Below are 18,792 nucleotides of genomic sequence, written 5' to 3'. Positions count from 1 at the left end.
CCGCTGTTGTTTAATGGCTCAATGACTGGTGAAAAGGACATCCGGACCCTGCTGGCATCCATCCATCCCGTGCTGCGCGAGGGGGAATACGTCTATGTCCTGTGGCCGTACGGCCGGCCGCTCGTGCCGGGCATCGAAGCCGCCGTCCGGGAAGCTGAAGGGCTCACGGTGGTGCTGCCCCGGGCTGAAGCGGACAGGCTGGAGCTTCGCTACGACTTCGTTGCCGCCTGGATCACGCTTCAGGTGCATTCGTCGCTTGAAGCCGTCGGACTGACAGCCGCCGTCAGTGCGGCGCTTACCGAGGCCCGCATCAGCTGCAACGTCCTCGCCGGGTTCCATCACGACCATCTCCTGGTTCCGGTGGCCGACGCCGACCGCGCCCTGGAAATACTGCATGAACTGGCCGCCCGGAGCTCCGACCAGCCCGCGTCTGCTCCCGCGCTCGTCCTGCGTACCGAACAGCCGGCGGACCGGCCGGCGATCCTGGAGCTGACGGCGGCGGCTTTCTCGGTCTCGCCCGCAACCGGGCTGCCCGTGGACGGCGAACCGGTGGAAGTGGGGCTGCTGAAGCAGCTGTTCGACTGTGACGAGTACCTGCCCGAGTTCAGCATCGTTGCGGAACAGGACGGCGAAGTGGTGGGCCACGTGATCAGCACCAGGGGCTGGGTGGGGGACCTGGAGCTGCTGGGACTTGGCCCCATCGGCGTGGTGCCGCGGTTGCAGCGGCACGGCATCGGTTCGGCCCTCATCCAGGAAACCGTGGCCCGCGCGAACGACGCGGGGGAGCGGGGCATCGCCCTGCTGGGCGGCCCCGAGTACTACTCCCGTTTCGGATTTGTGCCGTCGGTCTCGCTGGGCATCGACCCTCCGACTGCCGAGTGGGGAGACTCGTTCCAGGTGCTCCCGCTCGCCGTCTGGCCAGGTGGCATCCACGGGACGTTCCGGTACGCCGCACCCTTTGAGCGGCTCTGACGGGATACCATTGACCGGGCGCCCCAGTAGCCCAATTGGCAGAGGCAGCGGACTTAAAATCCGCGTGTTGTGGGTTCGAGTCCCACCTGGGGTACTACTTTTCTCCTCCATGCCCCGTGATTTCCCATATGCAACGACTGTTATAAGGATGTGACCATAGTCACTTATGTTCGCGGGGAAATTGCACTAGCTTGAATCTAAATCAGGTACACCTGGTAATTCGCATCAAAGGCCGTTCGCACCTTTCGATCGAGGAGACTCTCTATGATTTCACTCCCCCAGGCGGCGCCGCGTGTCGCTAAGCTGACAGCGCTTAGCATCGGCGTCGCCCTTCTGGCTACGGCTTGTGGCGGCTCGTCCACCCCGAGTTCGACAGGCTCAACCACTCCCGCAGCGTCAGGTATTGCCTGCCCGGCGCCGAGCGCTACCGGCAGTGCCACTACCGGAGCAGGCGCAGGCGGGTCGGTTCCGGCCTCGACCACCACAACCGACACACCGCTCAAGATTGGATCGCTCCTGCCGACAACGGGGTCGCTGGCGTTCCTCGGCCCGCCCGAAATTGCGGGTGTCAACCTTGGCATCAAGGAAGTCAATGACGCAGGCGGCGTACTGGGCAAGCCCGTCGAGGTGATCCACCGCGACTCCGGTGACACCAAGACGGACATCGCCACGCAGTCCACCACCGCACTGCTCGGCAGCGGCGTCAGCGCCATTATCGGTGCTGCTTCCTCGGGCGTTTCCAAAACCGTTATCAACCAGATCACGGGCGCCGGCGTCATCCAGTTCTCGCCTGCGAACACGTCTCCTGACTTCACCACCTGGGATGACAAGGGCCTCTACTGGCGCACGGCACCTTCGGATGTGCTGCAGGGCAAGGTGCTCGGCAACTACATGGCTACCTGTGGTGCCCAGACCGTCGGCATGATCGTCCTGAACGACGCCTACGGCACCGGCCTGGCAAAGAACGTCAAGTCTGCGTTCGAAGCCGCCGGCGGCAAGGTCGTTGCCGAGGAGCTCTTCAACGAAGGCGACTCGCAGTTCAGCAGCCAGGTGGACAAGGTCATCGCAGCCAAGCCTGACGCGATTGCCCTGATCACCTTCGACCAGGCCAAGAGCATCGTCCCCCTGATGACCGGCAAGGGCATCAAGGCAACCCAGATGTTCCTGGTGGACGGCAACACGTCGGACTACAGCAAGGACTTCCAGGCGGGCACCCTGAAGGGCGCCCAGGGCACCATCCCGGGCACGTTCGCCAAGGACGACTTCAAGAAGAAGCTGCTGGCCATTGACCCGGCCCTGAAGGACTACAGCTACGCTGGCGAGTCCTACGATGCCGTCAACCTGATTGCACTGGCAGCCGAGGCCGCGAAGAGCACGAAGGGCACCGACATCGCCAAGCAGCTCAAGGCTGTCTCTGAGGCCGGCGAGAAGTGCAACGACTTCGCATCCTGCGTGACGCTGCTCCGCAACGGCAAGGACATCGACTACGACGGCCAGTCCGGTCCGGTGACCTTCTCCGATGCTGGCGACCCCACGGAAGCCTACATCGGCATCTACGAGTACCAGGATGACAACACCTACAAGCCGTCCAAGGAAGAATTCGGCAAGCTGTAAAGCCGACCCACCCTGGATAGCAGGAAAGCCCCCGTCCGGCCGGACGGGGGCTTTCTGTTGCCCGGGGGCGGGGGACGCGCCGCGGGGCACGCAGAAGGGCCGCCACCGGACGGTGACGGCCCTTGCGGGGTTCCTGGAATGGCTCCCGGAGGGGCGGGGCTTAGACCTCGTCCGCCAGGGTGCCGAGGTATAGCTGGATCACCTTGGGGTCCTTCATGAGTTCCCGTCCGGTGCCCGTGTACGCGTCCTTGCCCTGGTCCAGCACATAGGCGCGGTCGCAGATCTGCAGGCAGCGGCGGGCGTTCTGCTCCACCATGATGACTGACACACCGGCCCGGTTGATCTCGTGGACCCGCAGGAAGGTTTCATCCTGCTTGACGGGGGAGAGGCCGGCCGACGGCTCATCGAGCAGCAGGACGGCGGGTTCCATCATCAGGGCTCGTCCCATGGCCACCATCTGGCGTTCACCGCCGGAGAGCGAGCCGGCCCGTTGGGCGCGGCGCTTGCCGAGTTCGGGGAAGAGGCTGGTGACGAAGTCGAACCGTTCGGCGAAATCCTTGGGCCGCTGGAACATGCCCATCTGCATGTTCTCCTCGATGGTCAGCGTGGCAAACACGTTGTTGTTCTGCGGGACGAAGCCCACGCCCTTGGACACGAGTTTGTTGGCTTTGAGCCCGGTGATGTCCTGGCCCCGGACCACCACTGACCCCGAGTGCACTTTCACCAGGCCAAACATGGCCTTCAGGAGCGTGGACTTGCCGGCGCCGTTGGGTCCGATGATGCCGATCAGTTCACCCTTGCGGGCCTCGATGCTGCAGCCGTTGAGGATGTTCACGCCGGGGATGTAGCCCGCCACCAGGTTGGTGACCTTGACGACGGATTCATCCGCTGCGGCTGGTGTGGCGGCCGCGGCCGCACTGGTGGCGCTCATTCGGTGTCCTTCTTCCTGGTGTCGGGCGTCACCGTGTCAGCGTCCGTTTCGGGGGCAATGACGTCGACGGCGATGATGCCGGCGTTCTCGGTGCCCACGATGGACTCTTCGTCGGCCACGAGCTCGGCGGCCAGTTCCTTGATGCCTTCGGCGTCGCCCAGGTCCACGTCGTGGTGGGCGCCCAGGTAGGCATCGATCACGGCCGGGTTTTTCATGACCTCAACAGGCGGGCCTTCGGCGACGATCTTGCCCTCGGCCATCACCACAACCCAGTCGGCAATGTGGCGCACCATGTTCATGTCGTGCTCGACGAAGAGCACGGTCATGCCTTCGGCCTTGAGGTTCTTGATGTGGTCCAGGAGGGACTGGGTCAGCGCCGGGTTGACGCCGGCCATGGGCTCGTCCAGCATCACAAGCTTGGGCCTGACCATGAGCGACCGCGCCATCTCGAGCAGCTTGCGCTGGCCGCCGGACAACGATGCCGCGTAGTCGTCCTTCTTCGCGTCCAGTTTGAACTTCTCCAGCAGGACGTTGGCCTGGGCCGTGATCTCCTTTTCCCGTCCGCCCCACATGCCCTTGAACAGCGCCTTGGAGAGCCGTTCACCGGGCTGTTCCGAACCGCCCAGCCGCATGTTCTCCATGACGGTCAGCTTGCCCATCACCTTGGTCAGCTGGAACGTGCGGACCATGCCCATCCGGGCCACCTTGTAGGGGGAGACACCCGCGAGGCTGTTGCCTTCGAACTGCCACTTGCCGGAGTTCGGCGTGTCAAAGCCGGTCAGCAGGTTGAACAGGGTGGTCTTGCCGGCACCGTTGGGCCCGATCAGCGCCGTGATCTTGTGCCGGGGGATCTCCAGGTATTCAACGTCGACGGCGTTGATGCCGCCAAAGCTGCGGGTGACGTTTTCTGCGACGACGATCGGGTCCCGCTTCTTGCAGCCGGGGGCTGTCTCGCCGGCCGCGATCGGACGGGTGTCCGTCATGTAGTCAATCTTGTCGGTGGTCCCGGTGGTCCCGGTGTTTCCGGTGCTTCCCGTGCCGTTTGCTGTTGGCACATTGCGTTGCTCACTCATGCGAACGCCAACTCCTTCTTGTTGCCGAAGACGCCCTGGGGCCGGAAGATCATTAGCAGCATCAGGGCCACACCCACCAGGATGTACCGCAGCTGCCCGGCCTGGACCGTGTTCAGCCATGTCACGGCGCCGGATTCAATCAGGCCGTAGAGAATGCCCTGGGTGAGCGAAAGCACCACCCAGAAGATCATGGCGCCGACCACGGGGCCGAGTACCGTTCCGAGGCCGCCCAGCAGCAGGCACGTGTACAGGAAGAACGTCAGTTCAGTGCCGTAGTTGGCCGGCTGGACTGCGCCGCGGGGAAGGGTGAAGATCATGCCGGCGAGGGCGCCGAGCACGCCGCCGATGACCAGGGCCTGCATCTTGTAGGCGTAGACGTTCTTACCCAGCGAGCGGACGGCGTTCTCGTCTTCGCGGATGCCCTTGAGGACGCGTCCCCACGGGCTCCGCATCAGGAGCCACACCAGGGTGCAGCAGATGATCACAAGCCCCCAGCCCACAACGCGGATAAAGAAGTCCCTGTTGTTCATACCGAAATAGGAACCTTCCGGGAACGGGTTCATGGCATAGAACCCGCCTTCGAAGGCGGCGAGGCCGTTGGCCGATCCCGTGACGGACGTCAGCTGGTTGGTGGTGACGATGTAGCGGACGATTTCCGCCGCCGCGATGGTCACGATGGCAAGGTAGTCGGCACGCAGGCGCAGGGTCGGAATACCCAGGAGCAGGGCGAAGATCGCCGAGCAGATCACGGCGATCAGCAGGCCGACGAAGAACGGCACGCCGAACGTCAGGGTGGAGATGGCGAAGCCGTAGGCGCCGACGGCCATGAAGCCGGCCTGCCCGAAGTTCAGCAGGCCCGAGTAGCCGAAGTGAACGGCGAGGCCGAGGGCGGCAAGCGCGTACGCCGCCGTCGTCGGGCTGAACAGTTCACCGGCAGCGCTGGAAAATATGAATCCCAAGTCCATGGCTGTCTCCTAACCCACGCGCTCGCGACGGCCAAGGATGCCCTGCGGCCGGAACAAGAGGACAACAATCATGATGAACAGTGCTCCCACATATTTGAGGTCGGCGGCTAGGCCGAACACGGTGGTCAGCTCCACGAAGATGCCGACGATGATGGATCCGATCAGTGCACCGAAAACGGTGCCGAGGCCGCCCAGGGTCACACCCGCGAAGATAAGCAGCAGGATCTGTGAGCCCATGTCGAACGTGACGCCGGGCCGGTAGTAGGCCCAGAGGATGCCGCCGAGGGAGGCGAGCATGCCGCCGGCCACCCAGACAATCCGGATCACGTTGTCCACGTCGATGCCGGACGCTGCCGCGAGGGCGGGGTTGTCGGCTACTGCACGGGTGGCCTTGCCCAGGCGGGTCTTGAGCAGGATGAAGCCGATCAGCGCGATCACGACGGCACTGATGACCAGGGACCACAGGTTGTTGGGCGAGATGGACACCGGCCCGATCTGGATTTCGGAGCTCTGGGCGTACGGCAGCTGCTGGGTGGATCCGCCGAAGTAGAACTGAATGACGTAGCGGACTGCCAGCGCGAGGCCGATGCTGACGATCATCATGGGGACCAGGCCGGTCCCGCGGCGGCGCAGCGGCTTCCACAGCCCGGCATCCTGGACGTAGCCGAACAGGCCGCCGCCCAGCAGGGCAAGGACCACAGCCAGCCAGAACGGCAGGCTCATGGCATTGAAGGCGAAGACCAGCACGGCCCCGAACGTCACCATTTCGCCATGGGCAAAGTTGGTAAGGCCGGTGGTTCCGAAGATCAGCGAGAGTCCGACCGAGGCCAGTGCCAGCAGCAGGCCGAAGCTAAGCCCTGCTACGAGCCGGTTGAGCAGGTTCTGGCCGAAGTCCTGTTGCTGGACCACGATGCCTTTTCCGAAGGCGAAGATCACTGACAGGTTGGACGTCTGGCTGAACGTGACTTTTCGTGGATTTTCCTGGCCGTCGGCGAGCTTGATGCCTTCGGGGAGGGTGGATTCGTCGAGTTCCACTTCGTAGGTGCCCTGGACCGGAACTCCGATGGTCCACGAGCCGTTGGCGCCTGATTTTGCGGTCCCGGTGAAATCGCCGCTCTTGGCGGTGATCGTCACGTCAGCGATAGGTGCACGTGCATCGTCCCGAAGGAAGCCGCTGATGCTGTTCTGGAACTGCTGGTTCGACGGGGATGGTGTCGGTGAGGGTGTGGTGGCCTGCGATGCCGGGGCAACGACGAGGAGAATTGCCACGACGGCGGCAAATACAGCCCCCATCGTCTTCAGCAATCCGCCGCGCCGTCTGTGCGACAGGCCTCTCGGTGTGCTTCTCAAAATGAAAACCTCCACATGGGGGTGGACTGGGTTGCGCCTTTACAACCACTGCGAACGGTGCGGGGGACGTAGTCGTGGCGCCAAATATGCGGTAGTTAAACCGAATACCTTGTGATGTCAGTCACCCTGCTTGGGCTTATGTTACAGCCAGCGGGCATCAATGGAGCCTCGTGCAGGGGCGCCTAAGATAGCGATCGGATAACGACCGTGAAGCCAAACCTTCGAATCAATACAGTTCTGCTAAAGAAAACTTTTGTTGATTCTGAGTATTCCTAAACAGTCACTTCGACTTCGTGCCCGTGGGATCCGTCACAGCCTGGAGTAGCGCATGTCACGGTTGCGTTTCGGCTGGCGGGACGGGGGAACTATCCCTGCCTCTTGGGCGTGGGAATTGATACCTTGAACTATAAGGATCACCACCCACCCCCTTTATTTGGAGGACACCCGCAATGGCACTTGGCGGAAACCCGATCTTCAACGGAAAGAATTTCCGTGGAGCCACCCAGGCACCGCCTGTTCCGCAGGCTCAGTACGGCCAGAACCCCTACGGCCAGGCCCCGTACGGGCAGAACCCGTACGGCCAGGCTCCGGGACGCGCCCCCGGCCAGGTCATGGATGCGCAGGGCGGCTGGATGGCCCAGCAGCAGAACATGACCCATGACCAGCTGCAGCAGATGTACAACCAGCCGGCAGCCGGTCCGGCTGAAACCGGACGGATGACGTTCGACGACGTCATCATCAAGACCGCCGCCTGCCTCGGTGTGCTGGTTGCCGGCGCGGCGGTGACGCTCTTCGTGGGCATGTCGCTGGCCTCGCTGCTGATGATCGTCGGCGCACTGGGCGGCTTTGTGCTGGCCATGGTCAACACGTTCAAGAAGCAGCCTTCGCCGGCTCTGATCCTGGCGTACGCCGGGCTGGAAGGACTCTTCCTTGGCGGCCTGACCCGCGTGCTGGACACCATGTACCCGGGCGTGGGCCTGCAGGCCGTCATCGGCACGCTGTCCGTGTTCGCGGTGACCCTGCTGCTGTTCAAGAGCGGCAAGGTCCGCGCAACGCCCAAGGCCATGAAGTTCTTTATGATCGCCCTGGTCGGGTACGCCCTGTTCTCCGTGGTGAACCTCGTGATGATGGTGACCGGCCTGACGACGGAACCGTTCGGCCTGCGCAGCGGAATCATTGGCGTCGTTATCGGCGTCCTGGCCATCGGCCTGGCTGCGTTCTCCCTGGTGATGGACTTCACCAGCATCGAAGAAGGCGTCCGCAACGGCGCACCCGAGCGGTTCTCCTGGACCGCCGCCTTCGGCCTGACCGTGACCCTGGTCTGGCTCTACGTGGAGATCATCCGCCTTCTGGCGATCCTCCGCGGCGACGACTAGGGCGCTAGCCGGGCACGCGCCGTCGTGCCTTCAGCCGTCGTGCATTGATTCGTGCAGTAACTGGAATGAGCCCCGCCACACGGCGGGGCTCATTCCAGTTAACGGTCCTGCTTAGCTGAGCCGCTCGTAAACAACCGCCATGCCCTGGCCGCCGCCGACGCACAGGGTGGCGAGACCGAGCGTTGCATCGCGCTCCCGGAGACCGTTGAGGAGCGTTGTGGTCATGCGCGCGCCGGTCATGCCGAACGGATGCCCCAGGGCGATCGCCCCGCCGTGGACGTTGAGCCGCCCGTAGTCGATGCCGAGTTCGCGGGCGCTGGCCACCACCTGCACGGCGAACGCCTCGTTGAGTTCCACAAGGTCGATGTCGCCGATGCCCAGGCCTGCCCTCGCCAACGCCCGGCGGGTTGCCTCCACCGGCCCCATGCCCATGAGTTCGGGGGAGAGCGCGCTGACGCCCGTGGACACAATCCGAGCCAGCGGCTCCAGCCCGAGTTCCCGGGCGCGGTCATGGCTCATCACCACCACCGCGGCGGCGCCGTCGTTCAGCGGGCACGCGTTCCCGGCGGTTACCGTCCCCCCGCTGCGGAAGACAGGCTGCAGCGCGGCCACTCCTTCCAGCGTGACTCCGGCGCGCGGCGAGTCGTCCCGGTCCACCACCGTGCCGTCGCGGCGCGTGTACGGCGTGATTTCGCGCGAATAGAATCCCGAGGCCATGGCCGCCTCTGCCCGGTTCTGGCTGAGGACCGCCCATTCATCCTGCTCGGCCCGGCTGATGCCGTAGGTGGTGGCCACGTTCTCGGCGGTCTGTCCCATCGCAATGTAGATGTCGGGCATCCGGCCGCCGAGCCGCGGGTCCGTCCAAGGCGTGTTGGACGCGGCCCGCGCCTCTGTCCGGCGGCGGGCTGCGTCGAAGAGCGGATTGTGCGTGCCCGCATCAGTTTCCCCGGCCCCGGTCCAGTGGGGGTACCGGGAGACAGCTTCGACGCCGGCCGCCACAAAAGCGTCCCCCTCGCCCGCCTTGATGGCGTGGAACGCCATGCGGATGGTCTGCAGGCTGGAGGCGCAGAACCTGTTGATGGTTGCACCTGGGACGTTGTCCAGTCCGGCCAGGATGGTGACCACCCTGGCCATGTTGGAACCCGCTTCGCCGCTGGGTTCGGCGCAGCCAAGATAGAGATCGTCCAGGCCGGCGCCGGTCTCTCCACGGGGGTCGAAGGACGGGATCTTGTCCAGGGCCGCCGTCACCATCGCGGCGGCAAGGTCATCCGGCCGTTCATCCTTCAACGACCCCTTGAAGGCGCGTCCGATGGGGCTGCGGGCAGTGGAAACAATGACTGCTTCTGACATGCGCCCAGCCTACGCCCGGGCTACACCAGCCGCATCGCCCCGGCCGCCGGGGTAACGGTGAAGATCTCCGGCTTCCGGTACCCGGCGCGGGAAAAGGCCTGCTCGACGGCGGTGCGCACCTGCTGCTCCGCGGCCACCGGCGTCAGGGCAATCGCCGCTCCGCCAAAACCGCCGCCCGTCATGCGTGCCCCGATCGCGCCGCTGGCGCGGGAGGTGTCGACCGCCAGGTCCAGTTCCGGGCAGGAAATCTCGAAGTCGTCCCGCATCGAACGGTGGCTGGCATCGAGGAGGGGACCGATGGCGCCCGGTCCGGCCGAACCGAGGAGTTCCACGGTCTGCAGGACCCGGTCGTTTTCAGTGACCACGTGGCGGACCCGGCGGAACGTGACCTCATCCAGGAGGCCGCTGGCTTCGTCCAAATCCTCGACGCCAACATCGCGGAGGGCCTTGACGCCGAGCACTTCAGCTCCGAGCTCGCACGAATCCCGGCGCGACGCATAGCCGCCGTCGGCGTGTGAATGGGAAACCTTGGTGTCGATCACCAGCAGGACAAGGCCGGCCGGTTCGGTCTCGAACGGGACGAGGCGGACGCTCTGGTCCCGGCAGTCGAGGAAGACGGCGTGGCCCTTGGCGCCGCGCAGTGAGGCGGACTGGTCCATGATGCCCGTGGGGGCTCCCACGAAGTCGTTCTCGGCACGCTGGGTGGCCAGCACCATTTCCTCTGCCTTCAGCCCGGCGCCGGTCAGCTCGTTGAGGGCTGAGATGACGGCGCACTCAATGGCGTGGGACGAGGAGAGCCCTGCGCCGAGGGGAACGTTGGAGTCCAGCAGCAGGTCCAGGCCGGGCACGTTGATGCCGCGCTCCTGGAGCGCCCAGATGACGCCGAGGGGGTACTTGGTCCAGCCCTTGGCCTGCGGGCCCGCCAGGGATGAGGTGTCCGCCGTCGTCATGCCCTGGTCGCCGTAGGTGGACAGCAGCCTGAGTGTCGAGTCCGGGCGGACCCGGACAGCCACCCGTGCCGTCCGGTCGATGGCGAAGGGGAGCACGAAGCCGTCGTTGTAGTCGGTGTGCTCGCCGATCAGGTTGACGCGCCCGGGTGCCTGCCAGATGCCGTCCGGGTCGGTGCCGAAGGCATCCCGGAACCGTGCTTCGAGGTCGTTGCTGCTCAGGTCGCCGTTGCTGAGTGGGGCGGTCATGCGTGTGCGCCTTCCGGGAGTGGCTTGAGGGCTGATGCGGGAACTGTGACGGTGCGCAGCCGCTCCGCCACGAGTTCCGGGGTGGTGTCGTTAATGAAAGCACCCATGGCCGCTTCGGAACCGGCCAGGTACTTGAGCTTATCCGCAGCCCTCCGCGGGGACGTCAGCTGGAGATGGAGGTAGCCTGCCGGCCGCAGCACGTCATCGAGCGGTGCCTGGTGCCAGGCCGAGATGTAGGGGGTGGGCGTCGGATACAGCGCATCGAACCGCTTGAGCAGGTCCAGGTACACGTGCGCCAGTTCGTCCTTCTCTTCGCCGCTGAGCGCCGCGAGGTCCGGCACCTGGCGGTGGGGGACCAGGTGGACCTCCAACGGCCAGCGCGCTGCGAACGGAACGTAGGCGCTGAAGTTCTCGCCTTCCAGGACCATACGGCTGCCGTCTTCGCGTTCGGACCGCAGCAGTGAGCCGGTCAGCGTCTGCCGGCCGTCGGCGTCGTCGAAGAACTTCCGGGCTGCCGCCCCCATCACGGCTGCGCGGGGCGTGACGTACGGGTATGCGTAGATCTGCCCGTGCGGGTGGTGGAGCGTCACGCCGATGTCCGCGCCGCGGTTCTCGAACGGGAAGACCTGCTTGATGCCGGGCAGCTCGTTCAATGCGCCCGTGCGGTGCGCCCAGGCCTCGACGACGGTGCGGGCCCGGACTTCGCTGAGCCCGCTGAACGACCCGGTGTGCTCGGGGGTGAAGGACACCACTTCGCAGCGGCCGAATGCCGTGCCGGTGGTTCCCCAGCCGGCGTTGCCGGGAACCGGTCCGAGCGCGGGCCCGAGAGACGGGAAACGGTTCTCGAACACCACGACGTCGTAATCGGGCGCCGGGATCTCGGAAGGGTTGCCGGACGTGGTGGGGCAGATGGGGCACTGGTCCGCCGGGGGAAGGTGGGTGCGGCCCTGGCGGTGCGCAGCCACCGCAACCCATTCTCCGGTGAGGGCGTCAAACCTGACTTCGCCCGGCTCGCTCCTTGCCGGCAGTTCGCGGAGGTCGGGGTGTTCCTCCGGCCGGCGCGTGTTCTTTCCTGCCGAAGCACTATCCAACGCGGCATCGTCAGCCGAGGCAGCATCCGCCGTGGCGTCGTCGAAGTAGAGCAGCTCCCGGCCGTCGGCAAGGTTGGTGCTGGAGATGTGTGTCATGCGTCTAATCCTTTACGAGCGGGCGGCCATCGGAGCCCCGCCGTGGGTAAGGCGTGGCAGCAGGCACTTCAATTCTCCCACAAAACGATCAAAAAGAAATAGTTTCGAACAAAAGATAACAAGGGCGGGTGGGGATGCCCCAGGGCAGGTGAGGCGGCGCGGCCGAACAGGTACGGTTGTGCGCATGACTCCGAGCGCACCTCATTCCGGCCAGGGCGGCACCGCAGCCGCCGGCACCACCTCTGCCGCCGGCACCACCTCTGCCTCCGACACCACCTCTGCCTCCGGCGCTGGCGAGGGCGCGCCGCGCCGCTACGCCTCCGGCCGGCAGTACGAGCTCCGCCGCGGCGATGCCCTGGCCGTTGTCACCGAGCTGGCCGCTGGCCTGCGGCTGTATTCCCGCGACGGCGTCCAGCTGACGGAAACGTACGGGGACGGGGACATCCCGCCGGGAGCCACCGGAATCACGCTGGCTCCCTGGGCCAACCGGGTCGAGGACGGCGTCTGGTACCTGGACGGCAAGAAGCAGCAGCTGGACATCACCGAGGTTTCGCGCAACAACGCCAGCCACGGCCTGCTCCGGAACGCCTCCTACGAACTGGTGGATGAATCCGAGTTTTCGGTGACCCTGGAGGCGCCGATCTTCCCGCAGCACGGCTACCCGTTCCTGGTGCGGCACCGCGTCCAATACGCCCTGGCCGAGGACCTTGGGCTTGTTGTCCGCCAGACCCTGCTCAACGATTCCCAGGCATCCGCACCCTTCGTCCTGGGATCCCACCCCTACCTCAGGCTGGGGGATGTCCCTGCCGGGGACCTGGTCCTGACGGTGGGCGCCGGGCGCCGGCTCGTGGCGGATGACAGGCTCATACCCCGCAGCTCGGAGCCGGTCAGCGGTGACACGGATTTGCGGGGCGGACTAACTGTGGCCGAACTGGATATCGACGTCGCCTACACAGACCTGGAGTTCGACGGCGGCGTGGCCCGCCAAACGCTGCAGGCATCCGACGGCCGCAGCGTGAGCCTCTGGCAGGACGAGAGCTGCGCCTACGTCCACGTCTTCGTCACGGACCAGTTCCCCGGGAGGGCAAAAGCCGTTGCCATCGAACCCATGACCGGCCCGGCCAATGCGTTCAACAGCGGTGACGGCCTGCGCTGGCTGCCGGCAGGGGAGCAGTTCACCATGACCTGGGGCATCAGCGCCGCGCTGTAGCCCTCAGCAGTTTCCCATCGGAGCGCTGCTGGGGAAGTATTAGGCTATGACGCCAGCTGAGGACGCCGCACCGACCAGTAGCACCGACGCCGCGACCGGTCCCGCCGCCACCGCGGCCCCGTTGCGAGTGGTCACTGACCGCGAACTGGACCAGGACATTCCCTACGGTGTGCGGATCGCCGCCTCCTGGGCCTGGCGGCTGGGGTTGATCCTGCTTGTTGTTGCGGCGCTGATCTGGCTGCTGAGCAAGATCAGCTTCCTGATCATCCCCGTGATGGTGGCCGCCTTGCTGGCCGGCCTGCTGAGTCCCATTACACGCTGGCTCAAGGCCCGGCGAGTGCCCAACGGCGGTGCGGTGGCCCTCACCGTGCTGGGCTTCATCGGCCTGATCGGCGGTTCCCTTGCGCTCGTGGGCCGGCAGCTGGTCAACGGCTTCAGCGAACTATGGAGCGAGGCTCTGACCGGAATCCAGCAGATCCAGGGCTGGCTGGCGGACGGGCCGCTTCACCTGACGGCGGCCCAGATCGACCAGTATCTGAAGGAAGCCACGGATGCGCTGCAGAACAACAGCAGCAGCATCCTGAGCGGTGCCCTCTCCTTCGGAAGCACCGCAGGCCATTTTGCCGCGGGACTCATCCTTGCGTTGTTTGTCCTGATTTTCTTCCTCCTCGAGGGTGACCGGATCTGGGCCTTCCTGGTCCGGCTGCTTCCGAGGAAAGCCCGCGCCGCCACGTTCGGTGCAGGCCGGAAGGGCTGGGCGTCCATGGTCAGCTACGCCCGCATCCAGATGTTCGTGGCTTTTGTGGACGCTGTGGGAATTGGCGTGGGCGCCGCCATCATCGGTGTTCCGCTGGCGCTTCCGCTGGGTGTCCTGGTCTTTATGGGTTCCTTCATTCCCATTGTTGGCGCCCTGGTGACCGGCGCCGTAGCCGTGCTCCTTGCCCTGGTGGCCAACGGCTGGGTCAACGCGCTGATCATGCTGGGAATCGTGTTGCTGGTCCAGCAGCTGGAAAGCCACATCCTGCAGCCGCTGGTGATGGGCAAGGCGGTGGCCCTGCACCCGGTGGCCGTGATCCTGTCCGTGGCGGCCGGTTCCTACCTTGCCGGCATCCCCGGCGCGCTCTTCTCGGTGCCCATCCTTGCCGTAGCAAACTCGGCGATTCGATATATTGCTGCCAGAACGTGGGAACATGAAGGTGTGCTGGTGGCGGATGGCCCGGGTGTAACCGGGGACTCCGGAACCAGCGAAGACAACACCTTCAAGGATGTCTACCTTCCCGGTGCGAATCCGGGCCGCGGCAAGGGCGCCGCACAGTCAACGGGAACTCCCGCCGGACATTCCGGCCCGGACGCCCCAGCCGAATTTCCCAAAGGAGACTAGTTCGTGAAAACCCTCAATAGCCTGCCCGTCACGTTGGACAATGTCCTGGAGGCGCAGAAGCTGCTTGAGGGGATTATTACGAAGACCCCGGTGGAAACGTCCCGGGCATTGGGCAGCATGGTGGGCGGCGAGGTCTTCTTCAAGTGCGAAAACCTCCAGCGTGCCGGCTCCTTCAAGGTCCGCGGCGCCTACGTCCGCATGGCCAAGCTGTCCGCCGAAGAGAAGAAACGCGGCGTGGTGGCTGCTTCGGCAGGGAACCACGCCCAGGGCGTGGCGGTCGCAGCAAAGAGCCTGGGCATCAAGGCGCGCATCTACATGCCGCTGGGCGTGGCACTTCCCAAGCTGGCAGCCACCCGCAGCCACGGCGCCGAAGTGGTCCTGCACGGGCACAACGTGGACGAAGCACTCGCCGAGGCCCAGCGCTACGCCGATGAGACCGGCGCCGTGTTTGTCCACCCCTTCGACAATGTGGACGTGGTGGCCGGACAGGGCACGGTGGGGCTGGAAATCCTGGAACAGATCCCCAACGTGGACACCATCCTGATGGGCGTGGGCGGCGGAGGGTTGCTCGCCGGCGTGGCCGTGGCCGTGAAGGCGAGGGCCCGGGAGCTGGGCCGGGACATCCGGATCATCGGCGTCCAGGCCGAAAACGCCGCTGCCTACCCGCCGTCTCTCGCCGCCGATGCCCTGGTGCCGTTGAAAAAGGTCTCCACCATGGCGGACGGCATTGCCGTGGGCCGTCCGGGACAGCTGCCGTTCAGTATCATCCGGGAGCTCGTGGACGACGTCGTGACGGTCAGCGAGGATTCCCTCGCCCGGGCGCTGATCTTCCTGCTGGAACGCGCCAAGATGGTGGTGGAGCCGGCCGGCGCCGTGGGCGTTGCCGCCCTGATGGACGGCAAGATCGAAAACCCCGGCACCACTGCCGTGATCCTCTCCGGCGGCAACATCGACCCCATGCTGATGCTCAAGGTGATCCAGCGCGGTCTTTCCGCCGCCGGCCGCTACATGACCGTCCGGATGATGCTGGACGACCGCCCGGGTTCGCTGGCCACCATCGCCCGGATCATCGCCGAGAACGACGCCAACGTCACGGGCCTGGACCACACCCGGGTCGGCGGTTCGATCTCCATGGGAGACGTCTCGATCACCGTGAACCTGGAAACCAAGGGGCATGAGCACTGCGAGCAGGTCCTGGGTGCGCTCCGTGCCGAGGGTTTCCAGCCGATCGTGGTCCACTAGGGGCCATGATGCTGGACGCACAGGGGGGACGGCCGCAGACTGCAAGGCACAGCCCTGCCGCACGTGCGCAGGGCGGGCTGCTGGTCACGGGGCTGTTCGTCGTGCTCCTGTTTGCGATCGAGTTCGTCAACGCTGCCACGTTCCATGCACTGAACAGGACGTTCGGCCTCCGCCCGCGCAGCGCCGACGGACTCCTGGACATCCTTACCTTTCCGCTGTTCCACGCCAACCTCGGCCACGTGGTCTCCAACGCGCTGCCGCTCATCATCTTCGGCTTCCTCGTCTTTATGTCCGGACTCAGGGTCTTCGTCACCGCGGTGGCGTTCAGCTGGCTCGGTTCGGGCATGATGGTGTGGCTGATTGGCGGCTGGGGGATCACGGTGGGTGCTTCAGGCCTGGTGTTTGGCCTGTTTGCCTTCCTCCTGGTCCGCGGCTTCTTCAACCGCAGCTGGTGGCAGATCGCCCTGTCAGTGCTTTTGTTCCTCAGCTACGGCGGCATCCTGTTCGGGGTCCTTCCGGGCGTGGCAGGATTCGTTTCCTGGCAGGCCCACCTGGGCGGCGCGCTGGGCGGTGTTGCCGCCGCTGTGCTGCTGAAACCCCGCCGGCTGACGCGGGGACGCCTGGTGGCGGAGAACCAAAGCACATAGAACTCAGCGTTAACGCACGACGCCGGCCATCCCCGCGGAGGGGAGGGCCGGCGTCGTGCGTTAAGGCTTTGCCGTGGTTGGGGAGCTGCGGCTCCTAGCCTGCGTACGGCTTGGCGGAGAGGATCTCCACCGTGATGTCCTTGCCGTTCGGGGCGGTGTAGCTGAGCTTGTCGCCCTCCTTGTGGCCCACAATGGCGGAGCCCAGGGGTGACTTTTCGCTGAAGACGTCGAGGTCCGAGTCGCCCGCGATCTCGCGGGAGCCGAGCAGGAACGTCTCCTCGTCGCCGGCGATCCGGGCGACGACGATCATGCCGGGCTCGACGATTCCGTCGTCCGCCGGGGACTCGCCCACGTGGGCGTCACGGAGCAAAACGGTGAGCTGGCGGATGCGGGCCTCGATCTTGCCCTGCTCCTCTTTGGCGGCGTGGTATCCGCCGTTTTCCTTGAGGTCGCCTTCCTGGCGTGCAGCTTCGATCTTCTGGACGATTTCCGCCCGGCCGGCGCCGGAGAGGTGGTCCAGCTCTGCCTTCAGGCGGTCAAAAGCTTCCTGGGTAAGCCAAGCTGCAGTTGCGCTGTTGGTGGTAGACACGGACTTCTCCTTTTTCGTGGTCAAACAAGTTTGCGGTCAAACAAGTAAAGACCCCGCCACGGTGGCCACTTGTGGGACTCAGTAACCAGCTCAGCGGGGTAAAGGTATTTGATCCATTGTAGTCAATGCGGTGGACAAACCAAAGAACGCCTGCGGCGTGGGTCACACGACCCGGCCGGGAGTGTGCCTGGGGCCGCGGGCGGCTACTTCTCCGAGCCGGGAATCCAGCAGCTGTCCACAACGCCGGAAACAGACAGCGACTCCGTGCGCACCACGGCACGGTGGACCGTCGTTCGTCCGCCGTCGGGGGTGGCTTCGGCCGGGTTCGGCCCGATGTCGACCACTTTCCAGCCGACCACGGCAAATTTTGCGTCCAGCGCCTTGACGGCGCATTTGGCACTGGTTCCGGGATCCTTGGTGACCTGGAAATCGATCTCCGCCTGGGTGGCGTCCGTCGTGCTGTAGCCGATGTCCTTGAATGACACGGTTTCCGTGTTCAGGGAAGTGGAGATCCACGCCATGAAGCCAATGCCGGCAGCAAGAGCAGCGATTCCGATGTTGCGCTTGGCCTTGCGGGACAGGGCACGCTTTTGGCCCCCGTAACGATTGGCTAGGGTGGTAGTTGCCGGCGTCGAAATGGCCGGCCGATCCTCGGAAGTCACCGTTCCAGTTTAGTGTGGATCCGAACGGGATATTTCCGCGTCCCTCAGCCATAACCCGCAAGCCCAAATTCGAAGAAAGTGAGCCGTTTCAGATGACAGCGTCCGCAAGCCAGTCCAAGCCGCTCCGCCTGCTGGCCGTCCACGCTCACCCTGACGACGAATCGAGCAAGGGCGCAGCCACCATGGCCATGTACGCAGCGGCCGGTGTTGAGGTCATGGTGGCCACCTGCACCGACGGATCCCGGGGCGACATCCAGAACCCGGCCATGGAGCACGAGCCGCACCCCAAACGCGACATGGCAGGCGCCCGCCGCCTCGAAATGGACAATGCCGCCCGCGTGCTGGGAGTCCGCCAGCGCTGGCTCGGCTTTGTGGACTCAGGGCTCCCGGAAGGCGACCCGCTTCCGCCGCTTCCGCCCGGCTGCTTCGCCCTCCAGCCGCTGGACGTCGCGGCGGCCCCGCTGGTCAGGCTGGTGCGCGACTTCAAGCCGCACGTGATCCTGAGCTACGACGAAAACGGCGGCTATCCGCATCCGGACCACATCATGGCCCACCGCGTGGCTGTCGAGGCCTTCGAAGCAGCCGGCGATCCGGAACGGTACCAGGGTATCGGCGAACCGTGGTCAGCCAGCAAGCTGTACTACGACCGTGCCTTCAGCCCGGACCGGTTCCGGGCCCTCCACTTTGCGCTCGAAGAGGCGGGACTGCAGTCCCCCTATGCCGAGCGGCTGGCGGCCTGGCTCGAGGCTGATGCCGAAGGCCACACGCCACCGGCACCGACGCACCCCACCACCACCCAGGTTGACTGCGGGGACTATTTCGAAGCCCGGGACGATGCGCTCCGTGCCCACCGCACCCAGGTTGATCCGCTGGGATTCTTTTTCGCCGTATCCCCGGACATGCAGCGCCGCGCGTGGCCCTGGGAGGATTACAGCCTGATCCAGTCGCGGGTGCCGGTGGAGCTGCCGGAAAAGGATCTCTTCGCCGGACTAAGATAGAACCACGCCATGTTCTATGCCCTGTAGAAGTCAGGGCCCTCAAGACGCT

The 18,792-nt window shown here is 65.3% G+C and carries 17 protein-coding genes and 1 tRNA gene; 9 read left to right on the top strand and 9 right to left on the bottom strand.

The genetic code is table 11. From position 1 onward, the window contains the following. The first annotated feature begins 21 nt into the window (after positions 1-21). From BS38_RS0108840 to BS38_RS0108830, 3 genes are all read left to right on the top strand, one after another. Positions 22-972, top strand: coding sequence for an N-acetyltransferase (locus BS38_RS0108840; RefSeq protein ID WP_028270469.1), 951 nt, complete (start codon positions 22-24; stop codon positions 970-972). 20 nt (positions 973-992) lie between these two features. Then, positions 993-1,066, top strand: a tRNA-Leu gene (locus BS38_RS0108835). A gap of 170 nt (positions 1,067-1,236) precedes the next feature. Continuing rightward, positions 1,237-2,586 carry an ABC transporter substrate-binding protein gene (locus BS38_RS0108830; protein WP_028270468.1) on the top strand — a complete coding sequence of 450 codons (1,350 nt, stop codon included), beginning with the start codon at positions 1,237-1,239 and terminating at the stop codon, positions 2,584-2,586. Between the two features lie 160 nt (positions 2,587-2,746). Here BS38_RS0108830 and BS38_RS0108825 read toward each other — a convergent pair whose 3' ends face one another. The 4 genes from BS38_RS0108825 to BS38_RS0108810 form a co-directional block, all read right to left on the bottom strand. After that, a complete protein-coding gene (locus BS38_RS0108825) occupies positions 2,747-3,517 on the bottom strand; it encodes an ABC transporter ATP-binding protein (RefSeq protein WP_028270467.1) in 771 nt (256 codons plus the stop codon). Continuing rightward, complete coding sequence (locus tag BS38_RS0108820) at positions 3,514-4,500, bottom strand: ABC transporter ATP-binding protein (protein WP_051628811.1); 987 nt, start codon at positions 4,498-4,500, stop codon at positions 3,514-3,516. Before BS38_RS0108820 ends, BS38_RS0108825 begins: the two co-directional genes overlap by 4 nt. An 86-nt stretch (positions 4,501-4,586) precedes the next feature. Then, entirely contained in the window at positions 4,587-5,555 is a 969-nt protein-coding gene (locus BS38_RS0108815; RefSeq protein WP_028270465.1) for a branched-chain amino acid ABC transporter permease, read from the bottom strand. A 9-nt stretch (positions 5,556-5,564) separates the two neighbouring features. Further along, positions 5,565-6,848 carry a branched-chain amino acid ABC transporter permease gene (locus tag BS38_RS0108810; protein ID WP_028270464.1) on the bottom strand — a complete coding sequence of 428 codons (1,284 nt, stop codon included), beginning with the start codon at positions 6,846-6,848 and terminating at the stop codon, positions 5,565-5,567. Between the two features lie 506 nt (positions 6,849-7,354). Between BS38_RS0108810 and BS38_RS0108805 the strand changes: the two genes are divergently transcribed. Further along, the gene (locus BS38_RS0108805) at positions 7,355-8,281 is read left to right on the top strand and encodes a Bax inhibitor-1/YccA family protein (RefSeq protein ID WP_028270463.1); all 927 of its coding nucleotides are present in this window, start codon (positions 7,355-7,357) and stop codon (positions 8,279-8,281) included. A gap of 111 nt (positions 8,282-8,392) precedes the next feature. Here the strand turns inward: BS38_RS0108805 and BS38_RS0108800 are convergent, their stop codons facing one another. From BS38_RS0108800 to galT, 3 genes are read right to left on the bottom strand one after another with little or no spacing between them, the layout of a single operon-like run. Next, positions 8,393-9,631, bottom strand: a complete 1,239-nt coding sequence (locus tag BS38_RS0108800; protein WP_028270462.1) for an acetyl-CoA C-acetyltransferase — start codon at positions 9,629-9,631, stop codon at positions 8,393-8,395. Between the two features lie 20 nt (positions 9,632-9,651). Further along, on the bottom strand, positions 9,652-10,827 hold the full coding sequence (galK, locus tag BS38_RS0108795; protein WP_028270461.1) for a galactokinase: 1,176 nt from the start codon (positions 10,825-10,827) through the stop codon (positions 9,652-9,654). Continuing rightward, positions 10,824-12,014 carry a galactose-1-phosphate uridylyltransferase gene (gene galT / locus BS38_RS0108790; RefSeq protein ID WP_028270460.1) on the bottom strand — a complete coding sequence of 397 codons (1,191 nt, stop codon included), beginning with the start codon at positions 12,012-12,014 and terminating at the stop codon, positions 10,824-10,826. The genes galK and galT overlap by 4 nt, the downstream gene beginning before the upstream one ends. A 184-nt stretch (positions 12,015-12,198) precedes the next feature. Here galT and BS38_RS0108785 point away from each other — a divergent pair, with 184 nt between their 5' ends. Genes BS38_RS0108785 through BS38_RS0108770 form a run of 4 tightly spaced genes read left to right on the top strand, consistent with a single transcriptional unit; the run spans position 12,199 to position 16,494 of the window. Then, a complete protein-coding gene (locus BS38_RS0108785) occupies positions 12,199-13,224 on the top strand; it encodes an aldose 1-epimerase family protein (protein ID WP_043438151.1) in 1,026 nt (341 codons plus the stop codon). Between the two features lie 46 nt (positions 13,225-13,270). Next, positions 13,271-14,605 (top strand): AI-2E family transporter, encoded by a 1,335-nt coding sequence (locus tag BS38_RS0108780; RefSeq protein ID WP_028270458.1) that lies wholly within the window; start codon positions 13,271-13,273, stop codon positions 14,603-14,605. A 3-nt stretch (positions 14,606-14,608) separates the two neighbouring features. Next, entirely contained in the window at positions 14,609-15,847 is a 1,239-nt protein-coding gene (gene ilvA / locus BS38_RS0108775; protein WP_028270457.1) for a threonine ammonia-lyase, read from the top strand. 5 nt (positions 15,848-15,852) lie between these two features. Next, positions 15,853-16,494, top strand: coding sequence for a rhomboid family intramembrane serine protease (locus tag BS38_RS0108770; protein WP_043438148.1), 642 nt, complete (start codon positions 15,853-15,855; stop codon positions 16,492-16,494). Positions 16,495-16,588: 94 nt separating this feature from the next. On the opposite strand, the gene greA is transcribed toward BS38_RS0108770, so the two are convergent. Together greA and BS38_RS0108760 are read right to left on the bottom strand one after the other, a co-directional pair. Then, positions 16,589-17,083 (bottom strand): transcription elongation factor GreA, encoded by a 495-nt coding sequence (gene greA / locus BS38_RS0108765; RefSeq protein WP_011691028.1) that lies wholly within the window; start codon positions 17,081-17,083, stop codon positions 16,589-16,591. Positions 17,084-17,286: 203 nt separating this feature from the next. After that, on the bottom strand, positions 17,287-17,745 hold the full coding sequence (locus tag BS38_RS0108760) for a DUF4307 domain-containing protein (RefSeq protein ID WP_028270455.1): 459 nt from the start codon (positions 17,743-17,745) through the stop codon (positions 17,287-17,289). A 92-nt stretch (positions 17,746-17,837) separates the two neighbouring features. Between BS38_RS0108760 and mca the strand changes: the two genes are divergently transcribed. Next, the gene (gene mca / locus BS38_RS0108755; RefSeq protein WP_028270454.1) at positions 17,838-18,743 is read left to right on the top strand and encodes a mycothiol conjugate amidase Mca; all 906 of its coding nucleotides are present in this window, start codon (positions 17,838-17,840) and stop codon (positions 18,741-18,743) included. Positions 18,744-18,792: the final 49 nt, after the last annotated feature.

The sequence above is a fragment of the Arthrobacter sp. UNC362MFTsu5.1 genome (genome assembly GCF_000685965.1).
GTDB lineage: Bacteria > Actinomycetota > Actinomycetes > Actinomycetales > Micrococcaceae > Arthrobacter.
This window is presented reverse-complemented; position numbering and strand designations above follow the sequence as displayed.

Excerpts from the sequence above, each read along its gene's own strand:
- BS38_RS0108830 (WP_028270468.1), top strand. The coding sequence starts at position 1,237 with ATGATTTCACTCCCCCAGGCGGCGCCGCGTGTCGCTAAGCTGACAGCG.
- BS38_RS0108770 (WP_043438148.1), top strand. The coding sequence starts at position 15,853 with ATGATGCTGGACGCACAGGGGGGACGGCCGCAGACTGCAAGGCACAGC.
- BS38_RS0108785 (WP_043438151.1), top strand. The coding sequence starts at position 12,199 with ATGACTCCGAGCGCACCTCATTCCGGCCAGGGCGGCACCGCAGCCGCC.
- BS38_RS0108815 (WP_028270465.1), bottom strand. The coding sequence starts at position 5,555 with ATGGACTTGGGATTCATATTTTCCAGCGCTGCCGGTGAACTGTTCAGC.
- BS38_RS0108780 (WP_028270458.1), top strand. The coding sequence starts at position 13,271 with ATGACGCCAGCTGAGGACGCCGCACCGACCAGTAGCACCGACGCCGCG.
- BS38_RS0108800 (WP_028270462.1), bottom strand. The coding sequence starts at position 9,631 with ATGTCAGAAGCAGTCATTGTTTCCACTGCCCGCAGCCCCATCGGACGC.
- BS38_RS0108825 (WP_028270467.1), bottom strand. The coding sequence starts at position 3,517 with ATGAGCGCCACCAGTGCGGCCGCGGCCGCCACACCAGCCGCAGCGGAT.
- BS38_RS0108805 (WP_028270463.1), top strand. The coding sequence starts at position 7,355 with ATGGCACTTGGCGGAAACCCGATCTTCAACGGAAAGAATTTCCGTGGA.
- BS38_RS0108820 (WP_051628811.1), bottom strand. The coding sequence starts at position 4,500 with ATGACGGACACCCGTCCGATCGCGGCCGGCGAGACAGCCCCCGGCTGC.
- BS38_RS0108810 (WP_028270464.1), bottom strand. The coding sequence starts at position 6,848 with ATGGGGGCTGTATTTGCCGCCGTCGTGGCAATTCTCCTCGTCGTTGCC.
- galT (WP_028270460.1), bottom strand. The coding sequence starts at position 12,014 with ATGACACACATCTCCAGCACCAACCTTGCCGACGGCCGGGAGCTGCTC.
- mca (WP_028270454.1), top strand. The coding sequence starts at position 17,838 with ATGACAGCGTCCGCAAGCCAGTCCAAGCCGCTCCGCCTGCTGGCCGTC.
- galK (WP_028270461.1), bottom strand. The coding sequence starts at position 10,827 with ATGACCGCCCCACTCAGCAACGGCGACCTGAGCAGCAACGACCTCGAA.
- BS38_RS0108840 (WP_028270469.1), top strand. The coding sequence starts at position 22 with ATGACTGGTGAAAAGGACATCCGGACCCTGCTGGCATCCATCCATCCC.